Annotated in this window: 17 protein-coding genes and 1 pseudogene; 14 read left to right on the top strand and 4 right to left on the bottom strand. The window is 48.4% G+C overall.

Going from position 1 to position 23,212, the window contains the following annotated elements; genetic code table 11:
- The first annotated feature begins 123 nt into the window (after positions 1-123).
- Positions 124-786, top strand: a complete 663-nt coding sequence (locus tag IEX02_RS01430) for a LytR/AlgR family response regulator transcription factor (protein WP_188689193.1) — start codon at positions 124-126, stop codon at positions 784-786.
- A gap of 518 nt (positions 787-1,304) precedes the next feature.
- Here the strand turns inward: IEX02_RS01430 and IEX02_RS01425 are convergent.
- Both IEX02_RS01425 and IEX02_RS01420 read right to left on the bottom strand, forming a co-directional pair.
- Positions 1,305-2,954: an amidohydrolase gene (locus IEX02_RS01425; protein WP_188691707.1), complete on the bottom strand. Its 1,650-nt coding sequence runs from the start codon at positions 2,952-2,954 to the stop codon at positions 1,305-1,307.
- Positions 2,955-3,057: 103 nt separating this feature from the next.
- Positions 3,058-4,053, bottom strand: a complete 996-nt coding sequence (locus tag IEX02_RS01420) for a serine/threonine dehydratase (RefSeq protein ID WP_188689191.1) — start codon at positions 4,051-4,053, stop codon at positions 3,058-3,060.
- Positions 4,054-4,213: 160 nt separating this feature from the next.
- On the opposite strand from IEX02_RS01420, the gene IEX02_RS01415 reads away from it, so the two are divergent.
- The 4 genes from IEX02_RS01415 to IEX02_RS01400 all read left to right on the top strand — a co-directional run bounded on the left by IEX02_RS01415 (position 4,214) and on the right by IEX02_RS01400 (position 10,083).
- Positions 4,214-5,110: an aldo/keto reductase gene (locus tag IEX02_RS01415; protein WP_188689188.1), complete on the top strand. Its 897-nt coding sequence runs from the start codon at positions 4,214-4,216 to the stop codon at positions 5,108-5,110.
- Between the two features lie 113 nt (positions 5,111-5,223).
- Positions 5,224-8,112 (top strand): bifunctional diguanylate cyclase/phosphodiesterase, encoded by a 2,889-nt coding sequence (locus tag IEX02_RS01410; RefSeq protein ID WP_188689185.1) that lies wholly within the window; start codon positions 5,224-5,226, stop codon positions 8,110-8,112.
- A gap of 62 nt (positions 8,113-8,174) precedes the next feature.
- Complete coding sequence (locus IEX02_RS01405; RefSeq protein WP_188689184.1) at positions 8,175-8,549, top strand: PH domain-containing protein; 375 nt, start codon at positions 8,175-8,177, stop codon at positions 8,547-8,549.
- Between the two features lie 13 nt (positions 8,550-8,562).
- On the top strand, positions 8,563-10,083 hold the full coding sequence (locus tag IEX02_RS01400) for a putative bifunctional diguanylate cyclase/phosphodiesterase (protein WP_188689181.1): 1,521 nt from the start codon (positions 8,563-8,565) through the stop codon (positions 10,081-10,083).
- Positions 10,084-10,087: 4 nt separating this feature from the next.
- On the opposite strand, the gene IEX02_RS01395 is transcribed toward IEX02_RS01400, so the two are convergent.
- Positions 10,088-12,304, bottom strand: coding sequence for a S9 family peptidase (locus IEX02_RS01395; RefSeq protein ID WP_188689178.1), 2,217 nt, complete (start codon positions 12,302-12,304; stop codon positions 10,088-10,090).
- Positions 12,305-12,395: 91 nt separating this feature from the next.
- Between IEX02_RS01395 and IEX02_RS01390 the strand changes: the two genes are divergently transcribed.
- The 9 genes and pseudogenes from IEX02_RS01390 (at position 12,396) to IEX02_RS01355 (ending at position 20,898) form a co-directional block, all read left to right on the top strand.
- Positions 12,396-13,019 (top strand): NAD-dependent epimerase/dehydratase family protein, encoded by a 624-nt coding sequence (locus IEX02_RS01390; protein WP_188689175.1) that lies wholly within the window; start codon positions 12,396-12,398, stop codon positions 13,017-13,019.
- Positions 13,012-13,728 carry a tRNA1(Val) (adenine(37)-N6)-methyltransferase gene (locus IEX02_RS01385; protein WP_188689171.1) on the top strand — a complete coding sequence of 239 codons (717 nt, stop codon included), beginning with the start codon at positions 13,012-13,014 and terminating at the stop codon, positions 13,726-13,728. Before IEX02_RS01390 ends, IEX02_RS01385 begins: the two co-directional genes overlap by 8 nt.
- Positions 13,729-13,873: 145 nt before the next feature.
- Positions 13,874-14,251, top strand: a complete 378-nt coding sequence (locus IEX02_RS01380; RefSeq protein WP_188689167.1) for a hypothetical protein — start codon at positions 13,874-13,876, stop codon at positions 14,249-14,251.
- Positions 14,252-14,407: 156 nt separating this feature from the next.
- On the top strand, positions 14,408-14,854 hold the full coding sequence (locus tag IEX02_RS01375; protein WP_188689164.1) for a hypothetical protein: 447 nt from the start codon (positions 14,408-14,410) through the stop codon (positions 14,852-14,854).
- Positions 14,855-15,101: 247 nt separating this feature from the next.
- The gene (locus tag IEX02_RS01370) at positions 15,102-15,752 is read left to right on the top strand and encodes a hypothetical protein (RefSeq protein WP_188689160.1); all 651 of its coding nucleotides are present in this window, start codon (positions 15,102-15,104) and stop codon (positions 15,750-15,752) included.
- 453 nt (positions 15,753-16,205) lie between these two features.
- Positions 16,206-17,588: an RHS repeat domain-containing protein gene (locus IEX02_RS01365; protein WP_188689157.1), complete on the top strand. Its 1,383-nt coding sequence runs from the start codon at positions 16,206-16,208 to the stop codon at positions 17,586-17,588.
- A 252-nt stretch (positions 17,589-17,840) separates the two neighbouring features.
- On the top strand, positions 17,841-18,173 hold the full coding sequence (locus tag IEX02_RS01360) for a hypothetical protein (RefSeq protein ID WP_188689155.1): 333 nt from the start codon (positions 17,841-17,843) through the stop codon (positions 18,171-18,173).
- Positions 18,174-18,210: 37 nt separating this feature from the next.
- Positions 18,211-18,378 (top strand): annotated as a pseudogene (locus IEX02_RS20305) (IS4 family transposase); the annotation flags it as partial.
- Positions 18,379-18,573: 195 nt separating this feature from the next.
- The gene (locus IEX02_RS01355; RefSeq protein ID WP_229701978.1) at positions 18,574-20,898 is read left to right on the top strand and encodes an immune inhibitor A domain-containing protein; all 2,325 of its coding nucleotides are present in this window, start codon (positions 18,574-18,576) and stop codon (positions 20,896-20,898) included.
- A gap of 141 nt (positions 20,899-21,039) precedes the next feature.
- Here the strand turns inward: IEX02_RS01355 and IEX02_RS01350 are convergent, their stop codons facing one another.
- The gene (locus tag IEX02_RS01350; protein ID WP_188689153.1) at positions 21,040-23,118 is read right to left on the bottom strand and encodes a TonB-dependent siderophore receptor; all 2,079 of its coding nucleotides are present in this window, start codon (positions 23,116-23,118) and stop codon (positions 21,040-21,042) included.
- Positions 23,119-23,212 lie beyond the last annotated feature (94 nt).

The following is a 23,212-nucleotide window of genomic DNA, read 5'->3' as shown; positions in this document are numbered from 1 at the left end:
ATTGCATGAGAAGTGACATGAATATGCACTTCGATTGTAGTTATACGAAAATGGATGTTTCAGATGATTCGAGCGTTAATGCTTTCTCGAGAAAGCAACTTGGATTCCGTGCTTGGCGCATGGATGGCAGAATGTGCTGATATTAAACTCATTGCTTGTTGCAGCTCTTTGGATGAGCTGACGCGATTTTTGCCTATTGATTTATTGTTTATTGATTTGGACGATGAAACTGGCATCTGTGACCTTTTGCCTGCGGGGGTTATTACTGTGCTGCTGTCGTCCAAAGCTGAGCATGCGGTAGATGCTTACAATGCCGATGCACGAGACTTTCTGCTTAAGCCCATCTCAAAGCAAAGATTCCAATCTTGTCTATTTAGAGTCAGAAATAATGCTTTTCTGCCCCCTGCTGTCTCAAAGCAAAGCAACCCTGCATCCCAGCTAGCGCCTGTTTATCAGACTAGGTTAATTGTCAGGGATCCTGGTCGGTTTCGTTTTGTGGATGTTAGTGATATTGACGCGATTAAAGGGGCTGGCAATTATGTTGATTTGTTATTGCGCGATGGGCGGCATTTGCTCCATCGTGAAACCCTCAATAACCTTGAGCGCAAGCTGAATCCAGCTGACTTTGTCAGGGTTAACCGCTCTTTTATCATTCGTTTTCCAAGCATTATGGAGGTCAGGGCAAATGTACAGGGGGAGTACACTATTGTTCTGCGAAATGAGCGTGAACTCACCTTGTCTAAACGCAGTCGCCAGAAACTGACTGAGTTACTTGAAGTCAGCTAGCCAAAAGATGCTCAGTTTTAAAAAGTCGGCTGCGTCGTAGCCGCGTTTAATTCTATAAGTGAGATTCGAACTTCAAGCTTGTGCTGAATTTGAATATTACGCACTATTGGATACTGTGTTTTGAGTATTTAAATGCCAGGGATAATGGCATTCCGCTTGCTTGTTAAAAATCTCACAAGTCCCTGTATTCTATTAATACGCGAGAAGAGCTTTTGAAATGAATGGATTACTTGCTTAGGCTCTTTACGGATATTCAGCAAACACAGTATTAGTGTGAAACTCTTGTTGTTTGAACCCAATTTAACCACCGGCTGAGAGTGAAGGTTCCTGATATGTTTATCAGGAGCTACTTATCACCTGTTGTGGGAAAAAAACGTAGTTATGCGTTCAAGCCCACAGATAAAGGCGACTACAAAGTCGTGCTTAAATGTGGGCAGGAGTTAACCTTATCCAGACGGAACAAATACAAACTGGATTCTTTGCTTGAATAATCCTCGCTTCGAGTTACGGGAACACACCTATTCTTTGCGTTGAAAGCGCTGCTGGCCAGCGACCCAGGTTTGCTGTACTTGGGTTTGCCATATTTGCGCTGGTGGAATCTCAAAGATGTTGCGGTCAATAAGGATAAAGTCGGCCCATTTTCCGCTTTCCAGATTACCCAGTACTTTTTCCTGGTGCGCCGCGTAGGCACCGTCCAGGGTAAAGGCCCGTAGCGCCTGCTCGACACTTAATCGTTCAGCTGGTTGCCATCCTCCGGGCGGTTGCCCTTCGTGATCCTCACGTGTTACGGCCGCATGCAGACCGTGGAATGCATTGGCCAGTTCTACCGGGAAGTCGGAGCCCGCGGCCAATACCGTGCCTTGCTTAAGAAAAGTCTGCCAGGCATAGGCACCTTTTAGGCGCGCTTTACCTATGCGGTCTTCGGCCATATTCATATCACTGGTGGCATGCACCGGCTGCATGGAGGCAATGATATTCAAATCTTTAAAACGCGGAATATCCTCCAGGCTGACAACCTGGGCATGTTCGATCCGGTTACGTAAGGATTGCCCACCGACCTTCTCGTAGGCTTGTGCAAAGTTGTCCAGCACTAATCTGTTACCGCGATCGCCAATGGCATGTACATTAAGTTGAAAACCACTACTCAGTACCAACTCAAATAATGCCGGTAGATCTGCTTCTGGAGTCAGCAGTAAACCATGGTTATGGCTATCGTCTGAGTAGGCTTCCAGCATCGCCGCCCCGCGGCTCCCCAGTGCCCCATCGGCAAAGCCTTTTACACTGCGGATCCAAAGCATATCTTGCCCATCCTGGATGGGACCGGCTTCCAGCATCTCGGTTAGTTTAGGATCGGCGGCGGACAGCATGGCGTAGATACGTACTTGTAGTTGTGCGTTTAGCGCTTGCTGTTGATAAAAATCATAAGTTTGGTGGTTCACGCCAGCATCATGCATGCTGGTTATACCCAGGCTGAGCAAGTGCTGCGTAGCGGCATTTAAGGAGGCTTGCATCATAGTGGTATCTGATGCCGGCAAGTGCTCTGCTACCAGCCACATGGCGTTATCTATTAACACGCCAGTGGGGTTTCCCTGTGCATCGCGAATAATCTGCCCCCCTGGCGGATCTAAGGTGTCTTTGGTGATACCGGCTATTTTCAGCGCTTTGCTGTTTACCCAGGCGGCGTGCCCATCCACGCGCTCTAGCCATACCGGCGTGTCGGGGATAAATTCATCCAACTGACTGGCGGTAGGGAAGGCCTTTTGTGGCCATAAAACCTGATTCCATCCTCGTCCCACCACCCAATCCAGTGTCGGGTTGGCCCTATGATAACGTTTCACTTCCTCGGCGGATGCATGGGCGCTGGACAGACCGCGCAAATCCACTTGTAGAAGATTTTCACCCAAACCCAGTAAGTGACCGTGGGCGTCAATCAGGCCAGGCAACAGCGTTTCCCCTTTCCCATCTAGCACCTTGGCTTGAGGGTATTGTTTCAGTAGGTCTGCATTTCCACTGGCCAGCACCTTTCCTTGCTCAAACACCAGCGTATCAAATTGTGTTAAACCGCTTTGTGCTAAGATGTGGTACCCCTTAACGTTGGTAATAGCGGTCGGGGCGGCAAAGGCACCTGAGCAAACTAAAAGTAGCGCGCTGGAGAGAAGGAAACGCATTTTCATATCTACATCCTGTTAGGTTGCCGGTGGTCTGGCTGTTTTTTGTTCTTTTTTAGCATGAAGCCATTGCTTGTCCAATGTCTGTGCAATAGCTTTTCGGTCAATCCACTAAAATGGGCGGTTGGTCGAGATAGTCGGTTTGCCAGATCTGTTGCATGCGGGTCTGGTCAATGTTTCCCCCAGATAAAATAACCAGGGCTGAACTTGGCTTTTCTTGTTCTTGCAGCCAGCCAACAACGGCAGCCATTGCCATTGCACTGGTAGGCTCTACATGGATTTTCAGCAAATGTTGCAACCACTGAGTCCAGTAGGCTATTTGAGCTTCGTCCACTTCGTAAAAATCATCCAGTTGTTGCAAAAAGGGGAAGGTCAACTCACCGACGGCGGGTGTGGCGGCCCCATCGGCTAAGGTTATTGCCGGCTTAGGCAAGGGGACTATCTTTCCTTCTCGTAACGAGTTCGCGGCGTCATTTGCCGCCAGTGGTTCAGCCCCTATCACCTGCGCATTTGGGCACAGACCACGGGTAGCCAGCAGTGTGCCGGCCATCAGACCACCACCACCCACAGGCGCAAACACGCCGTCTATCTGTTTTAGGTCTTGCAAGGCTTCAAGCGCTGCAGTGCCTTGGCCGGCAATAATTTGCGCATGATTAAAAGGCGGGATCCACATAGTGTCAGGCTGCTCAGCCGCCGCAGCGACGGCCGCGTCTGCTTCGCTGCGGGTATCAAACTGTGCCAGTTCAGCGCCATAGTACAAGGTAGCAGCCGCTTTGACTCTGGATACCGCCTTGGTGGTGTAAACCGTGGCCGGTATATCGAACAAACTGGCAGCGTAGGCGACTGCTTGTGCATGATTACCTGAACTGTTCGCGACGATTCGCTTGGGTAACTCCCCGCGCCCTTCCAACCAGGCCAGCACGTTAATAGCCCCTCGCAATTTGAACGCGCCGATACGCTGCAATGCCTCAACCTTGAAGTAAACCCGATGCCCCAACCAACTGTCCAGCAGGCTGGAATTGAGAATGGGAGTACGATGTACATGTGAGGAAATACGTTGTGCTGCGGCGAGCACATCATCAAAGGTTGGTAGCTGCATGAGTTCTCCTTGGAAAGGTAAGGGAGCAATGTAGCACGCTTATTTACCCCTGTAGAGTTGCCTTGGTGGATTCAAGAAGACTTAGGGACGGATAATTTGTGACCGCCCGTTATCACCTTCTGATACTATGCGGCAAAAGTAGCAGCGCGTGAGGTTGTGTATGCAACGAGTGAATGTGGTTCCTGAGCAATTGAGTTTCTCCCCTGTGGTGCAAGGGTATTGGCGTTTAAACGATTGGAACATGCAAGCCCAGGATATACTTCGCTTTGTTGAACAGGGGCTGGAGCTTGGGATTACCACTACAGATCACGCTGATGTCTATGGTGCGTTCACCGAAGAAGGATTATTTGGACAGGCGATGAAACTGGCGCCCGGACTGAGGGACAAAATAGAAATCGTGTCGAAGTGCGGCATCCTCTTTCCGTGCGAGATGCAACCTGATGTACAGGTGGTTCACTACAATAATGATCGCGACTACATTATTGCTGCTGCCGAACGTTCTTTGCGAGAGCTGCACACGGAATATCTGGATGTGTTGCTTATCCATCGTCCAGACCCATTGATGGACGCTGACGCCGTCGCAGAGGCATTTAGCCGGCTCAAGCAGTCAGGTAAGGTGAAGCATTTTGGTGTCTCTAACTTTTCAGCAGCCAAGTTTGCGCTGTTGCAATCGCGCCTCGACTTTCCCCTTGTCACCAATCAACTGGAAATCAGTGCAATTCATACTGAGTATTTGTTCGATGGTAATTTGGATTATCTTCAGCAGCAAAGCGTAAAACCCATGGCCTGGTCATGCTTGGGTGGTGGGGGCGTGTTCCATGACTTCCAGTATAAAGCGTTACGTGAATGCGCCGAGGCAATTGGCGAGCAACACAACGCCAGCTTGGACCAGGTGCTAATGGCCTTTGTGTTGGCGTTGCCAAGTTGTCCAATTCCTATTATCGGTAGCGGCAATATCGAACGGGTTAGACAACAAGCGGCAGCGGTAGATATCAAGCTGAGCCGTCAACAATGGTTTAGCTTACTGGAGGCTGCGCGGGGCTACACTGTTCCTTAGGGCTGCGAATCTTCACGCTCAGGTGTTGTTAAATTTCGTGCGTTAGCTTCACATTTTTGTCATTTTTTCTGCTTACACTGCGAGCCTTGATGCCTTCCTAGTGATCAGGGGTTATGCAGTTTAAGCCTTTGAACAGGGTCAATGGGTTACCCCTTAGCCTGTTTTTGATCTTGTGCCTGATATTTGCGCTATTCAGTTTATATCTGGAAGACCAGGAGCAGCGGCGTTTGGCGGCTAAGGCAAGTATTGTTGCACAGCAGGTGGCCAATACTATCGAAGTTTTCTCTGCCGATCGTCAACGAGCCCTGACAGACTTGATGACTACCTGGCCTGAATACCATCCCAACCCAACCGATTGGTTTAATGCGCACGCTGTGACTATGCAGCATGTCCTGCCCGGATTTGATGATATTGTTTGGGCGGATGCGCACCAACAAGTGCAGTGGAACATTAAAAGTACGGATCGGGGCAGCCGTTTGTATCGGCCATTGTCCGATTTTGGCCTAGTGCTGACGGGCGGACAAAAAACCGACTTTACCAATGCATTAGTACAGGCCCCAAATGGTCAGTATTTTGCAATAGTTGGCCGGGCGATTAACCCTTATGACACCCGCTATGGATTTGTGGCTGCCAGCTTTGATTTACAAAGCACCCTGTCGGCCATGGTGGGAGAGTTAATTGGCTCTGATTTCAGCCTGATTTTGTCTGATGGTGAGCACCAACTGATGGCAAATGGCATGCTCAATGGGCATGAGCCTGTGATTGCACAGTCAATTCAATTTGTCGGGCGGCCATGGTTGCTTAAGCTGCAGGGCAATCGTGGCGGTTTTGAAATAGGCAGAATTGTCATGGCCATCGGGGTGCTGATGTCATTGGTCATCAGTATCTTTCTTCGTCGGCAGTTGCGCAGCGCCTTTAAACTGAATCAGTCCCAGCAGCGTTATAAAGCGGCGAGTGAGTCTTCACTTGACGCTATTTTGGTACTACAGGCGTTAACACAACAGCAGCAAATTTTGGATTTTAAGCTGGTGGAATCGAATCAGGTTGCACAGAAGATGTTTGCGCCAGGCATTGAGCAGCTAAAGCTAAAATTACTGTCTGAACAACTTCAGGCCTTTAATCATCCTCAGTTATTGGCGCTGTGCATCCAGGTTTGTCAAAGTGGCAAAGCTCATGAGCAGTACCTGGAAACCAACAGCCCCCTGATTAGCGCCCAATGGATAAAGATTCAGGTGGTGAAGGCTGGTAACGGTATCGCCATTACTGTGCGTGACATTACGGCCCGGCGTCTTAGCCAGCAGGCACTCAAAGAAAGCGAAGAAAAGTTTCGCCGTTTGGTGGACGGGTTAAATGGGCATTTTGTTTATTCCCATGATCTGACCGGGCGCATCAGTTATGTGAGTAACAGTGTTCAGGATGTACTCGGTTATCGGCCCGAATATTTTAAGTTGAACTATCGACATTGTGTAAAACGCACCCCCGATAATGCTGAGCAGATCCGCAGACAACTATTGGCCGGTGAGCGGCCGGATCCCTATGTGGTGGAGTATTTCAGCCAGGATGGGGGCATCCGGCACATTGAATACCGGGATTCACCGGTGTTTGATGATAACAGTAAACTTATTGCTGTAGAGGGTATCGGCCGTGATGTGACTGCCGACTTGGCGTTGCAGCAGCAAGTGTATTATCAGGCCAATCATGATCAGTTAACCGGTTTATATAACCGCTATGCATTTGACCGTTTGCTGAAGGAACGCTTAGGGTTAGTGCGTCAACAAGCCTCGGTATCTACGCTTTGTTATATCGACATGGACCAGTTTAAGCTGGTTAACGACTCATGCGGGCACCAGGCCGGCGATGAGTTATTGCGACAGGTAGCAAATTTGCTAGGTACGTCGCTTAAATCCGGCGATATTCTTGCCCGCGTTGGTGGTGATGAGTTTTGTCTGGTGTATGCGGATCTGTCGGTGGGCCAAGTGCTGGATAAGTTAAGCGATATGCTTAATGCCATACGCAGTTTTCGTTTTGTGTGGGAAGACAAGGTCTTTCATATCGGTGCCAGTATCGGGGTGGCGGAAATCAACATGCAGACCACTAATAGTGAAGCATTGATTAAGGCGGCCGATCATGCCTGCTACAGCGCTAAGAACCTGGGACGCAATCGTTATCATGTGTTTGATGCCAGTGATCAGCAACTGAATTATCAACAAAGCGAACTGGAGTGGGTGAATGAGATCCAAAAAGCCTTGTTGGAAGACAGGTTTGAGCTGTTTTATCAAACTATCGAGCCCTTAAATCAAGTCGCCAGCGGCAGACATTATGAGATCTTGCTGCGTATGTTAAGTGTGAAGGGAGAGTACCTTAACCCCGGTGTTTTTATTCCCGTAGCTGAGCGATATGGCTTAATGAACAAATTGGATGAGTGGGTATTTAACAGCACCATCACGGCTTTGGAACAACATCCGGTGCATTTAGAAGCCTTAGACAAATGCGCCATTAATTTATCCGGAATGACGCTGGGCAATGATGAATTCCTTGATAAGATCGTTTTGCGCTTACGCCACTCTTGCGTGCCACCAGAGAAGATTTGCTTTGAAATTACTGAAACCGCGGCCGTGACGAATCTGGCCGCCGCCAGCCGTTTTATTGATGTATTGCGAGAACTGGGGTGCCGTTTCGCATTAGATGACTTCGGTGCGGGTATGAGCTCTTTTACCTACCTTAAAAACATGGCCGTTGATTACGTTAAAATCGACGGTTCATTTGTGCGTAATATGTGTCGGGATCGCAGTGATTACGCCACAGTAAAAGCCATTCATGAAATTGCCAGCAGTATGGGAAAACTAACAGTCGCGGAATTTGTATCTGACCAGGAAACCCGGCTGGCTTTGACCAAACTGGGGGTGAGCTTCGCACAGGGATTTGCATTAGGTAAGCCAGCTCCGTTACAGCATCTGTTAAAAGAGCAGAAAGTCGTCATTCGGCACCTGAGCGCGGTTTGATTCTGGCACTCCTTTGATATCTCTGTTATTACTAGGGGCTATTGAAATACAGGAGTGCCCCGATGGGATTTCTTGATGCTTTGTTGGGCAACGCCTCTGAGGTGGACAAAAGCGAAGTTGCTGAAGAGCTTGCGCCGATTCTGGCTGAAAATGAACAGATAGATAGAGTGTATAAGCTTATCCGCGATATGTATGTGTTTACTAACAAACGTTTGCTGTTGATTGATAAGCAGGGCGTAACCGGCCGAAAGGTTGAGTATCATTCTATACCCTATCGGGCGATTACCCAGTTTAAAGTGGAAACGGCAGGCCATTTCGATATGGATGCTGAATTACGAATTTGGATATCCGGTAGTTCGGAGCCGCTCAAAAAGGAATTGAAGAAAAATACTGCTGTAGGGATTCAGCGTAGCCTGGCTAACTGGATGTTTAACTAGGCGCTGTTTCGGTATGAAGCGCATTTCTAGATTGGCAGCGGTAATCGCTGCCATCTATTTCCTGTTTGGGGCCGCCTGGATCATGTTCTCCGATCTGGCTCTGCAAAACACCATTACCGACCTTGCCCTGATGACCCAGCTACAGACCTATAAAGGTTGGCTCTATGTAGCCGTCAATGCATTGCTATTGTACTGGCTGATTCGCCAGGCGCTGCGTCGTTTTGAGCGACTGGGTCAGCGTGACCCCCTGACCAACTTGTATCGTCATCACCAATGTATCAGTTACCTAAAAGAGCTACTTAATGCCGCCGCAGCCAAGCAGCAGAAAGTGCTGCTACTGCATTTGGATATTGATAACTTTAAGTCATTAAATCAGCAGCTTGGTTATCGGGGAGCGGATAGTTTTTTAAAAGCATTGGCGGATAAACTGCGAGCCTGTTACCAGGCGGATACCTTATTAGCCAGGCTTGGTACCGACCAGTTTGTGGTGGCGCGTAGTGTCACTGCCGGTCAAGGTGACTGGGAGCAACAGGCTATCATCCTGAACCGTTATTTTTCACAGGTCGCTGCAGAGCATAACCTCAAGGTTAGCTGTTGCATCGGCGTGGCGCTGGGGCCTGATGACGGCGACAATGCCAGGGCTTTATTGCTGGCATCATCGGCCTCTTTGGCCAGTGCGCGGCAGGAGGGGCCGGATAGTATCCGTTTATTTAATCGGGCCTTGTCAGAAGCCGAGCATGAGAGGCAAATGTTGGTCTCTGACCTGCGCCAGGCCATTGAGAGTCAAAGCTTATCTTTGGTTTACCAGCCTCAGTTTAATACCGCCAGTGGCCAGATTAGCGGCTGTGAAGTGTTATTGCGATGGCGGCATCCTCGTCATGGCTGGGTTTCTCCCGAGCATTTTGTTGGCTTGGCGGAGAGACATAATCTGATATCCGCGCTGTCGGCATTCGTGGTCAGGCAAACTGCCAGTGAGCTGGTGGAGGCGGGGCTATTGGGTAATGGCCTGTCCAGAGTATCGGTGAATATTTCAGCCCTTGAATTCAGTAACCCGGCTTTAATGGAGGTGTTGCAGCAGGAGCTTAATGCGGTGCCGCAGTTACTCCCGTTTTTGCAGTTGGAAATTACCGAAACGGCGGCACTGACTGACTTGAATGCCAGCGTGTTGCAATTGGCCAGACTGAAGCAAAAAGGACTGCGTTTTGCCATTGACGATTTTGGTACCGGCTATACCTCATTAATGATGCTCAAAGAGTTGCCCATTGATGAAGTGAAAATAGACCGGGCCTTTATTCGCGATTTGCTTAAGCAGCCCCGCACTATTGCCATTGTTGAGGCGATTACGGCAATGGCCAGAGGCTTTGGCATTAATGTGGTGGCAGAAGGGGTGGAGACCAGTGAACAGCTGCAATGTTTAACTGCTTGCGGATGCCAGGAAGCGCAGGGCTATTTGTTGGCTATGCCGATGGCCATTGATGAGCTGGCCAACTTTGTGAGTAAACAAAAAGACGCCCAGGATAAATCCTGGGCGTAATCTGCTATTGGGCGTTGCCAAGATGGCGGTCAAAGAAGTTGGTCACCGTGCGGTTCAGATGGATTTGCGTTTGTTTACCGCGTATACCGTGCTTTTTACCCGGATAATCCATTACCTCAAAGGGAATGGCTAAATCCTGCAGGGCTTTGTACAGCTTGGTACTGTGCGTAAAGAGTACGTTGTCATCGGCCATACCGTGATAGATCAGTAAGTCGCCTTTCAGATCTTTGGCATAGGGGAAGACCGAGGATTTTTCGTAGCCTTGCGTATTTTCGGCTGGATGACCCATATAGCGCTCGGTGTAGTGGGTGTCATACAACAGCCAATCTGTGACCGGCGCACCGGATACACCAGCCTGGAAGTAATCACCGGCTTTAAACATGCTCATCAATGTCATATAGCCACCGTAACTGTGTCCGTGCACACCGATACGCTCTGCATCCACATGGGGGAGCTGACGCAGGAACTTGACCCCTTCAATCTGATCCTGAACTTCCACATCACCCATATTCAGGTAAATTGCATCTTCAAAGGCTTTGCCGCGGTAATTTGAGCCACGGTTATCCAGGCTGAATACCACGTAACCCTGGCTTGCCCAGTATTGGAACATCAGGCCGCGGTTACCTGCCCAGCTATTGGTGACAACCTGAGCATGAGGGCCGCCGTACAGATACACAATGGCAGGATGCTTTGCTTTCAGAGTTTTTGGGGTATACATACGGTAAAAGAGCTCAACGCCCTGGTCCGTGGTAAAGCTACCAAAGCTAGGCTTTACCCATTGTTGCTGATAAGCATTTAGCGGGTGTTTGTCATCCAATGCGTTTTCGGCCAGCCAAGCCAGTCGGCTACCGTCGGCTTTATGCAAGCTCACCTGTGGCGGGGTGTTAATCGTGGAAAACCTGTCTACATAAACTTGGGCTTTTCTGTCAAAACTGATGCCATGAAATCCGCTGCGCTGACTGACTTTGGTGATTTCTCCGCCGTTCAGACTGACTTTATACAAATGCTTTTCCAGAGGGGTATCTTTGCGGCCCGTGAAATACACCAGCTTATTGGTTTCATCCACCGCAACGATGTCATCTACCACCCATTTGCCTTTCGTGAGTTGGCGTAACAAAGTGCCGTCATTGTTGTACAAGTAAAGATGTTTAAAGCCGTCACGCTCGGATGGCCAGATAAACTGAGGACTGTGACGCAGGAAGGTGAGGTCATCTTGAAGATTTACCCAGGTTGGCGCGGTTTCTTCGACCAGGGTCTTCTGTTGCCAGTTGTCGGTATTAACCTGGCGCAGTGCCAGGTGCTGCTGATTACGGCTTTGCCACTGGTAACTCAAATGACGGCTGTCACGCAACCATTTTACCCGAGCCAGGTAGATATCTTCCTCGTCACCTAAATCGACCCAATGAGGTTTTTTATCTTCAAGGCTGGCCACTGCCAAAGCAACCTTCACATTGGGGGTGCCTGTGCTGGGGTAGCGTTGGGTGATCATTTTGATGGAATCGGCGTAGATTTCGCTGCGGATAATCTCTTCCACCGGCGATTCATCAATACGGGTATAGGCAATCTGGCTCTCATCCGGTGACCACCAATAACCTGTCATCCGGCCCATTTCCTCCTGGGCGACAAACTCAGCCATGCCATATTTGATGGGACCCTTACCGTCGGTAGTGATGGCCGATTCTTGGCCGCTTTTGATATTCTTTACATACAGATTTTGTTCGCGCACAAAGCTGATGTAGTTCGCCCTGGGGGAAAAGCGAATGTCAGTTTCAAACTCGGGGGTGGCCAGTAAACGCTTGGCTTGCTTATCACCCAGGCGGTAATAAAATACATCACCAGCTAAGGGGAACAGCAAGGCCTTGCCATCGTCAGACCACTGGTAATCCACAATGCCGCTGCCGTGTAGGCGCAGCCTTTCACGACGAGCCTTTTCTTCATCAGATAACTGCTCAGGGCCGCTATGTAGCTTGTCTGAGTCAAACAGCATACGGGTTTTGCCGCTGTCGATATGGTATTCCCACAAATCGTAGCGTTCATAATCGCTTTCTTTGCCCTTGAGGAAAGTAACCCGGCTGCCATCAGGTGAAATTCGCAGTTTGATCGGTGCATCGCCATCCAGTGAGGGAGATGAAAAAATACGTTCAATACTGAGTGATTCGGCTGACAGGCTAAGGCTGGTGCTTGCCATGGCCAAACCCAGCAACGTCGCTAGTCTTTTCATTTTTGTTGGTATCCTGATTTAATAGTGCCGCAGCGCAGAATGTGCGGACAATTCGGCATTCATTCTATTGATTCTTAACCTGTAGGTACACATGACACCGGCAAAACTCTGTTCGGCCTTGGTATTAGGGGCTACTGGCCTGGTGGGCAGCACATTAGTTGCCAAACTTAAAAACGATCCGCGTTATCGCCAAATCACGTGCCTGGTAAGAGCCTCTGCCGGCCTGGCAAGCGCCAACTGTCGGGAAGTGATAACGGATTTTTCTCGTTTGCAGCACTATGGTGAGTATTTTCAGGTGTCCCATGTTTATGTGTGTCTAGGTACCACCATTAAGCAAGCCGGCAGTAAAAAGGCGTCTCGCGATGTGGATTTCGAGCTGGTGTATCAGGCTGCACAGTTAGCAGCAATGCACCAGGCGCTTAGCTTTGTGTGGATTTCCTCGGTTGGTGCCGATGCGCGCAGCCGTAGCTTTTATCTACGGACCAAAGGTGAGCTGGAGGAGGCTATTTTCGCCCTGGATGGATTAAATCGGCCGGCACCGGTGCGTCCTTCGTTGCTGCTCGGTGAGCGTAAGGAGTTTAGGTTAGCTGAGCGTTTGGCGGCTATGTTTGCACCAATATATTCGCCCTTGCTGCGCGGACGACTAGCGAAGTACCGGCCAGTGGGCGCCGAGACAGTGGCGGAGCAAATGATAGGGTTGCAGCATTTTGGCTAAGGGGCAGGGCGGTTTTGCTTTTAAACAGTTCTTTATTGGTCACGCACAATGCGCCATGAAAGTGGGTACCGACAGTATTTTGTTGGGCAGTTGGGTTAATGTACTGCAAGCGACAAATATTCTGGACATAGGCACGGGCAGTGGCCTTTTAGCCATTATGATGGCGCAAAAAAGTGCTGTTGATAGCCGGATATTGGGAATAGATATCGATAGTAGCGCTATTGCTCAGGCTTGGGAGAATGGATTGCGTTGTCCCTGGCCTGAAAAGTTGTCTTTTGATTGTGTGGCCCTGCAGGCCATTGATGTTCATCAACAGTATGACCTGATTATCAGCAATCCTCCCTATTTTCCCCATGGGCAACAATTCGACGTGCAGCGACAGCAAGCGCGGCATACCGGGGAACTGAGCCATCCACAACTGATCGAATCTGTTTGTAGCGGGTTATCCAGGCATGGACGATTTGCTTTTGTGCTTCCCACCGAGCCAGCATTCGCGTTAATCGATATGGCGGAGGCTAGGGGATTACACTTACAGCGCCAGCTTTGGGTGAAAAGCCGGCAGGACAAAGCCCCCACTCGTGTACTGGCAGAACTGGGCTATCAGCAGACTTCTCAGGTCGATACCCAGCATCTGAGTATTTATGACCTGCATAATCACTATACCGACGCGTATAAGCATCTTTGCCGTGATTTTTATTTGAAATTTTGACCGCGGCTTTGGCGCTGTTTGTCGCTGAAACGCAAATTGCCAGCTATAGTCATAGTGTAATTTTCTGTTCCACCATGATCTTCACCGAACCAAAAAGAGAGACGCAACACGACAAATTAACCATACAATTTATTGGGGGGAAGCTATGTACGCCAACAAGTTACCCGAAAGTATCCTGTCATTATTTGATACTTTGCAGCTAGTGGAATTGGAGTGGCAAGGCCGCTGCGTCCAGATCCCCAAATTCGCCGTCTACGCTATTTTAGACAACCCGGTATTTGACCGTTATTCCTATATTGATGGTAAGCGCATGGGTGTTATCCAGATGGGAAAATACCAGATACCGGTACTAGACCCTTTCCTGGGGTGTATTGACGGCACTCCAGAACATATCGTCGTTATTAGTCATCACAAGGAAAATCGCTTCGGCTTATTCGGCTACCCGGCGGATAAGGTGCGCGATTATGTCTGCCTATCCATGCAGCATCGTGCTGTTCCGCATATTGTCAGGGCGTTTTGTTGATTTAAAGAAGGGCATAGAGGCAAGTAGTTTTTTGTAGCATCTTTTGGTTGTTTATTGAGCTGTTCTTATGGGTTTAAGTTCTAAAAAATCACTTGCTATAAGTCTGTATATATTACTAACTATCCTTTAGATAAATTAAAAAAATTAGGGAAGAATATGAAAATATTTTATTTTCTCTTTGCTTTACTTGTCAATTCGCTTCCATTAAATGCTGATGTTATTGAGTATACGCTCGCCTCTGATAACCATGAATCTGATACTTGGGATTGTCAGGTGGGCTTTATAACAGGCATTAATTTTCATACCAATTCGGTTCTTTGTGCTGTCGCTCGCAGTAATACATCTTCTATTTCTGAAATATCAGCTTCTTTGGCTGATGGACTTGAAAAATGTGGTGAAGGAAGTGCACTAACCTCGGTTAAAAGAAGTGGCGTCATAAAATGTAGCTCATCAGACGATCTGATATTAACAGAAGTTCATGAACTGCTCGAAATTGGCCAGCAAGAGTACCGTAGTTACATAAATTCCTGTAAGAGTGGTTGGCTTATGACCGGAATCGATATTCAAGCTGTAAGGTTTCAGTGTACAAGAATCAAGGAGTAAGAAATGAATTTCATTGTTAAGGTGAGTGATATTATTACGCCTTGGATGAGGACAGCATGCCTTTTGGGGATATTCATCGTCCCCTCAGTACTAAGACTTCTTGGATGTCTCTGTCAGAGGATAAAAGCCATGTGATCAGGGGTGAATACTCCAATCCACCAGTTTTTGAAAAGTTGCGCTCCCCACTTCCGGGAACATTTATTAGATATCATAGTAGTCTTGGCCAACCCCTCTTGGAATAAAATAGATGAATAGAATTTTTCTAGCTTTAATAGGTGTTTGTTTTTTATCTGAATCCAAAGTTTATGCTGATGATTGGTGGAATAAGGTACATGTTGCGGCTAATGATGTTTTAGTTAATGGCTGCAAGAATTATCCAGATGTAAATGATTTGGGACAAAGGTTTGTCTGTGAAGATGCTATCTTGCGACTTTCTAATATGATTTATTCCGGGTGGCTGAATTCAGATAAAGAAAGTAGACTTGAGCAGCTGAATTGCATTTGGAATTACAAGGGGGAAGGGAAATACTATGTTGATATATTTGGAATCCCCTCGGTTAAATTGGTTGTTGCAGCCTTAATCGGTCAAGGAGTTAAGAATGGATTGGCAAATTATGAGTTGCAGGATATGAGAAGTTATGCACTTGGATTCATTAAGTCTAGAAATGGGGCTTTTATTCAGGAAGCTGTTACGGCATTGGGTTGGGTTGGTGATGAGAGTGATGCCGGAGTATTGTTTGCAATTATTGAAGAAGAAAGAGAAGGTTTGGCAGAGAAGGCGGTTCTAGCTTTGTTAAATATTGATTCTTCAAAGTTTGGAAGTGAGCTGTCTGTAATTTCTGAAAAAGTAAGGCGGGCATCTCTAAAGGATTTTATAGAAAAGCATATCAACCCTTAAAGATACAATAAAAAGCAATGAAAATGGTCAGATATAAATTAAATGCTTGCAATAAAACGGGCACTGGAAGATCTCAACAGTAGATTGCTACGCAAGGAGAGACAGTCCAGGCTATTCCTAATGAAAATGGAAGAATAGAAAAGAAAATAGACGGATCAGTATCTGAGGAATCCCCACAAATAATCGATAAAATTCATTGAAGATCAAGGGGGCATCTATTAATCAGCCGTGTCAAGTAAACAGCAGTATCCCTCCCGGTATATTGAATAATATCGGGATGTGATAAAGCGAATCTCCGTCCGGTAATCGGTTTCTTGTCATTTTTTTGTCGAGAGGTGACGATTCTATTCGCACCAGTTCCCCATCTGGATTTACTTAGCAAATTTCGGTAACCGGGATAAAAGTGCAGGCGGAAATGCTGGCCCTAATGCGGTCAGACAAATATCTAAGGTTATGGGGCTGAATGCCAATTTCAATTACGACGCCCAGGGTAACCTGCTAAGCGGTGACGGGCTAAGCCTGACCTACAACAGTTTCAGGCAGCCGACGCAGGTCAGTCGGGATGGAGAAACAATTCAGTACAGCTATGCAGCTGACCTGCAAAGGGTAAAAGAAAGCCGGAGCGACCTGGTGACCTATGAAGTAGACAAGGTCTACGAACAAAGCAGTGACGGCAGTTGGCGATTATACGTAGAGGATATCGCCATCGTGGGTTATCAACCCCAGGACGGCTATAGCCTGGCGTACACGCACCGGGACCGGCTGGGCAGTGCCGTGACCTATACCAATGAAGGTGGGCTGGTGACGGCCCGCAGACAATACGACCCGTTTGGTAAGCCGCGCCATTGGGACGGAGAGATGATGGATGTTGCCAAGTTGCGCCACTATATGCCGATAGAAGGTGTCAACAATCTGGCAATCAGTCGCAAAGGTTTTACCGACCATCGGCATATGGATGAAGTGCAACTGATTCATATGAACGGGCGGGTGTACGATTACAATGTTGGCAGATTCTTAAGTGTCGACCCCATTATTCAAAGCCCCGGCAATAGCCAGAGTATTAACCCTTATTCGTATATTATGAATAACCCTTTGGCTGGAACTGATCCGAGTGGGTATACAGCAGAAGAGCCAGAAAAGCGTCGTCAGAAAGTTACAGTAACAGGGAGTAAGATTAAACGAGATGCGCCTGTTGGTGGAACGAATACCATTGGTGGATCAGCGGTAGGTGTTGCTTACACTGGCGTTGGAGGGGCTGCCAATGGGGCGAAAAACACTCAGGGCACAGTTTCGGGAAATGCTACTCCTACAGCGGATATTCAGGGGCAGGGAGAAATAAGTAAAAACAAAGATGCCAACCCTCCAAGTGAAGTTAGTTATTGGGGGGAGTTCCAGTCGATGTGGAACAAACGATTGGATCAAGTAACATCTGCTGCGGATCGTGCCGTTGACTATTGGATTGCAAGAGATAACCCAATAATGGGAACTCTTGCTGCAACTATGACTAAAGAGAATATAGGCAATACAACATTCACACTGACGACAGGTGTTTTTGGTGGCGGATTAGCAGGAGGAATAAGGCAGAGTTACGTGAATAGCATGAAACAACTTTCTGCATTCAGGACACATTTGTTGGCTAGCGGATATTCTGAAAGAAATGTTGCTAGGATGCTAGTAAGAGGAAGGAACCTAATTAAGGATAAATTTAGAGGTTTTAGATCTAATTATCACAGACCAAACTATAAGGAGTTGAGTCAAACTCGAACAGATGCTCGCATTATTGAAAATGCTACAAAAACAAATCCCGGTGTTAATTGGATGTTAGGGGCTAAATGATGCAAAAGAGGAAAAGCAATAACGCCAATAAATTCAGATATTTTTTCATGAATGTTGCCTTCATCGGTATTATTGGTGTCTCTTTTTATCTGGGTAACAATGTACTTGGTGGTAGTCTTCTTTTACTTTACTTGGCTGTATTGGCTTCAGTCTTGCGTTAAATAGCTGTTCCTTATTAGTCAAGGGATCAAGTCTTGCACCGCGCACGAGAGATAGAAATATGACTTTAATCAAAAGGTCAAAGCAATAAAAATGCAAAAAATACTAACAGGCTTGTTGCTGCTACTGGTCAGCACACTAGCCCAGGCCAACGTCAAATGCCCGGATGCCAAGGTGCAGATGTTGTATCCAACCGAGGAGAAGACTTTTATCCAGTTGGAGGGGCTGGGCTGGCAGGTGCTGGGCTTTGCCGGGGATGAAGACCTGCCCACCAAAATGGCCATCGCCCAACGGGCCAAACAGCAAGGCCAGCCGGTAGAACTGACCTTCAACAACGGCCATGACAAAGCATGCCTGTCGCGCGACGACAACAGCCCGGTGATTAAAATCAAGGCCCGTAAAGAGAAAAGGAATCAAAACGGCTGATACCGGAAACGTCCAGGTTATCAAAAAACTCGGGTGACAGCGGAAGTTCCAGGCAAATACTGTATCTCATCGTCTGGTGTTGTCGGTGGTCAGACTTGGTAAAGAAGTCAGAAAACGCGCCAACTACCGCATTCCTGAACAACGATTGCACTGGGCACTACAAGAAGAGTCCCGACTTGTACATTCGTTGGGAAGGCCTGAATGATGAGTGTCTACCTTGTGTTGGGAATAAATCTTTCCACTTTCCTCCCCTTAAAGACTCGCGAAAGCAATAAAGTTTTCTACCCTTAATAAACCCTGTCCTGTTGTCTGGGTCATCTGGTTGATGCCTGGCGACCTTCTTTGCCTTGGCTGCATCCCGATTATCACAATTCAATTATTCTCTCTCGGAGATAGTGACATGACAAACAACAAGAATCTTGTGCTTGTCTTGGGGGTCTCTGCGTTGTTTGGTGGCGTGTTAAGTGCAAATGCCGCCCAGCAATTACCTCCAGATAAGGCCGGAGTCAATTATGGTCATGTCAAGGATGATATGCCTCACCCTTTGGAGCAGCGTCGTCGTGCCCTACGCCAGCAAGCCCTGGAAAAGAAGCTGTCTAATCCGGCTGCCAGCCGAAGCGGGAAATCTCATCAGGTGGCCAAAGGCCAATATGTTGAGCTGGAACGCGAAGGGGAGGAGTCCATCTGGACGGTACTCGGTCAATTTGGCGAATTGGAATCCCCCTTCGGTATCCTGCAGGGGGGAACGCCCGGGCCTTTGCATAATGAAATCCCACAACCGGATCGCGCCGTCGATAATTCAACTATCTGGACGGCTGATTTTAGCCGCGAACATTATTTAGACTTGCTTTTCTCCGAGGCGCCTGGGGCTATCTCAATGCGTAACTTTTACATTGAACTCTCCGCCAACCGCTACACCGTCAATGGTGATATCAGCGACTGGGTCACGGTTCCCTACCGGGCGGCGCATTATGGTCGGGATTATTGTGGCTCTATCGTCTGTCAGACCACCTGGTGGTTTGTCAGGGATGCCACCGAAGCCTGGTACAACCAACAAATTGCCGATGGCATGAGTACTGATGATATCAATGCTTACCTTAGTCAGTTTGATGTTTGGGACAGATATGACTATGACGGCGACGGTAACTTTGATGAGCCCGATGGTTATATTGACCACTTTCAGGCCGTGCATGCCGGTGAAGGGCAGGAGACCGGTGGCGGGGCTCAGGGCAGCGATGCCATCTGGAGTCATCGCTGGTACGTTCAGCTTACCGCCATAGGAGCCGGTGGCCCGACCTTGGCTAACGGCGATGTGGTGCCCTTTGGCGGGGTGCGTGTGGGTAACTCCAACTACTGGATTGGTGATTATACCGTTGAGCCTGAAAATGGTGCAGTGGGGGTCTTTGCCCACGAATATGCCCATGATTTGGGGTTACCGGATCTTTATGACACCTCGGGCAACACTTGTGGTTCCGCTTGTGAAAACTCCACAGCCTTCTGGACGTTGATGTCTTCTGGTTCGTATGGCAATGATGGGCAGGCTGAGAATGGCATAGGTACTAAGCCCACACATATGGGGGCCTGGGAGAAACTACAGTTAGGGTGGTTGAACTATGAACTGGCCTCTGCCGGGCAAAAGTCCGAGCATAAGTTGGGGCCGGCTACGGCCAACACTAAACAAGCACAGGCATTAATTGTACTGTTGCCGGATAAGCAAAAAGTCACCACCATAGGTATGCCTTATGCTGGCGATTATTTCTGGTACAGCGGACAAGGCAACAACCTCAATAACAGTATGGCTAAAACCTTTATGTTGCCGGCCAATGCCAGCTTCAGTGCACAGGTTAACTATGATATTGAGGTGGACTGGGATTATGCCTACCTGGCCGTGTCTACCGATGGCGGCGTCAACTGGTCGATGTTGGAAACCGACCTATCCAGCAATACCGATCCTCATGGTAACAACCTGGGCTTTGGCATTACCGGTTCATCAGGCGGAGCCTGGGTAAGCATGAACGCTGATCTGTCAGCCTATAGCGGCGAAGTGATGTTAGCCTTGCGCTATGTCACGGATGCGGCGGTGGTAAATTCAGGTTTTCTGGTGGACAACATAGCGATCACTTCTTTACCTGTTGAAGATGCCGAGATGCCCGAAGGATGGGATTACGCCGGCTTCCTGGCCACCACAGGTACGGCGACATCCAGCCATTTTAATGCCTACATTGCTGAGTTTCGCAATTATCGTGGCTTTGACGATAGCCTGCGCACCGGCCCCTATAACTTTGGTTTTTTGGATAATCCTGTGCTGGGTAACTGGGTGGAACATTATGCCTATCAGGACGGCTTGCTTGTCAGCTACTGGGATAGTTCTGAGGCCGATAACAGCACCAGCGCTCACCCTGGCTCTGGTCTGATTCTGCCCATTGATGCACATCCACAAACCATGTATCGAGCCGATGGCATGCCGTGGCGCTCCAGGATCCAGTCCTATGACTCTACCTTTGGCTTGTCAGATACCGATGAGCTGGTGCTGCACTTTTTAAGTCAGCCTTCATATCACCCTTCGCAGCCTGCTGCCTCGATATTTGATGATATGAACCAGTATTGGAATCCGGAAACGCCAACCTCGGGGGTAATTAATCCCCATACCGGTACCACTATCCGGGTTAAGAGTATCAGCGCACAAGGTAACTTTATGCAGGTACAAGTAGCGGGGAGTAAATAACCCAGTGCTTAGGAATGAAAGCCACCCTAGGGTGGCTTTCTTATTTGCAACTGGGCTCCTGCGCCTTATTCCTGGTGCAGCTGGCAGCAGCGCCGTCCTTATTGCACCGTCAGACTATCGCGGGCGCTAATTCTCAAGGGATCAGAACTGCCAGCTGACCGATGCCATGTAGTTTCTGGGCGCTCCGTAGTTTGCTTGCCCCCATTGTGGACTTAAGCGGTGTTGCTTATCGGTGGCATTATGAATGTTTAATGCCAACTGGATCGCGGGGGTAAGACTGTACTGGGCAAATAAATCGACCAGAGCGTAGCTGCCCTGTACCTCTGTGTTGGCGTAATATATTTCACTTTGCCAGTTGATGCCGCCGCCAACTCGCAAGCCTGGTAAAGTACTGACGTCATAGGCCGTGGCAATTTTTAATTGTTTGGCAGGAATAAAACGGCGTGTGTAATCACCATGTTGATCTTTTACATCAACCTTGGTGAAGCCTGCACTGATGTTGATATCCTCAGTTATCTCTCCGGCCAGTGTAATTTCGTAACCCGAACTTTCAAAGTTAACCCCTTGGTAAAGGTTTAATCCCGAGGTGGTGTCGCGTCCAATCCATTCACCAAAATTCTCTTGCTCTGATTGAAATACGGCGAAAGTGGCCAGGGCATTAAAGAAGGTTTGCTTAATGCCTATCTCCCTGCTTTCACCGCGCACGGAGCCCAATGGGGTCAAGTTGGCGTCAACCCAGGTTTGTGCTTTAAAGACCTCACTGGCACTGGCATAGAGTACGGTGCCATCCTGTACCTCATAGGTTAAACCAATATAAGGCACGGTTTCCTTATCTGACATGGCTTGCGGTGCTCCGTAGCTGATACCATCCTGCTCAATATCGATAGTACGGGCACCCAGTAAAAACGACAGTTGTTCACTGGCTCTGAGCCGGGATGAAATATAGTAAGAATTCAGATCCTGATTAATGTCGGTGGACTGACTGGCTGCATCATAAATATCGAAAGAGGGGCGCGCAGTATTGCCTTTATGCCAATCGCCGCCAATAGGGGCGTAATTCCACTCTGAGGAATACACCGAACGGCCGGTTAGTTTGATATCTGCCATATTTATGCCGACAACCACATCGTGTTCAAGTCCCCATAAAGAAAAGCTACCACTGAGGTATAAGTCGGCAATATGTTCCCGGTCCTTTGCCTGGTACAAGCTGGCATGCCCTAGCAATCCCTCGTTGGTTTGTGCATCTGGCGCGCCGGATAAATACATGGCCTGCCACTCTTTATCCTGGATGTTTCTGGTGTAAACCGCTTTAAACAGCCAGTTTGTGCTGAGTTCCTGCTCTAGTTCGGCAAAGGTACGCTGTTGTTTAACCTCTTGAAAAGCCCATTCTGGGGCCGTATTGGTCGACGCTTCGTAATGCGTCAGTGAGCCATCGGCGTAAAACAACGGCAAAGCGCCGAAAGAATTCCCCTGGTTTTTATTGTCATTACTGGTATGGGCTAGGGTTAATTTGCTGCGGTCGCTGATATGGCCAGAAAACACGGCATAGAACAGGCTAAGGTCCTTGCTGTATCGGTCAAGGTAGGCGTCACCATCTTGTTTGGCAACGACCACGCGACCTTGCAATCTGTCTTCCACCAACTCCCCCGACATATCTGCGTCTATTCGATATTGATCCCAACTTCCCGCCGATGCTGTGATCTTAGTGCGAAAATCCTTGCTTGGCCGCTTGCGTACAAAATTGATAGTGGCTGAAGGATTGGCTAAGCCCGTTGTTAAACCTGTTGCGCCTTTGATCACTTCAACTTGTTCATAAAGTGCGGAATCGTCGTGGCCCTGGGTTAAACCATAGGAAAAAGGCACGCCCACGCCATCGTACTGGAAATTGGCAATATCAAAGCCTCTGGCGGTGTAGTAGGTTCTGTCTGTCTCTGTTTGCTCTACGGTCACCCCCGGCACATAGGTTAGTATTGAATTGGTTTCGCGCAGCGAGAAGTCGCTAATTTGATCCTGTGAGATAACGTTCAGGACTTGTGGCGTTTCCAGGGCGGACAGGTTCAGTTTTGTGGCGGCCTGGGTTTTTTGTTTCTGGCCATAAATGGCAATGCGCTCAACCGCTTCTGTCTTGTTTTGGTTATCAGGCGTGTCAGCCCACGCATTGGTTGCGCCCAGCGCGCTAAGTACTGATATTGCTGAAATGGATGTGGATAAATAGCCCATGAAGATGTCCTTTATAAATAATTATTGATAATGGTATCGATAATCATTATCAATTGCGAGTTTTGATGTGTAATAGTGGGCGCGACGAAACAGG

The sequence above is a fragment of the Bowmanella pacifica genome, assembly GCF_014645355.1.
GTDB classification, from domain to species: Bacteria; Pseudomonadota; Gammaproteobacteria; order Enterobacterales; family Alteromonadaceae; genus Bowmanella; species Bowmanella pacifica.
The sequence above is the reverse complement of the archived record's forward strand: the minus strand, read 5'-3'. Positions and strand labels throughout refer to the sequence as shown.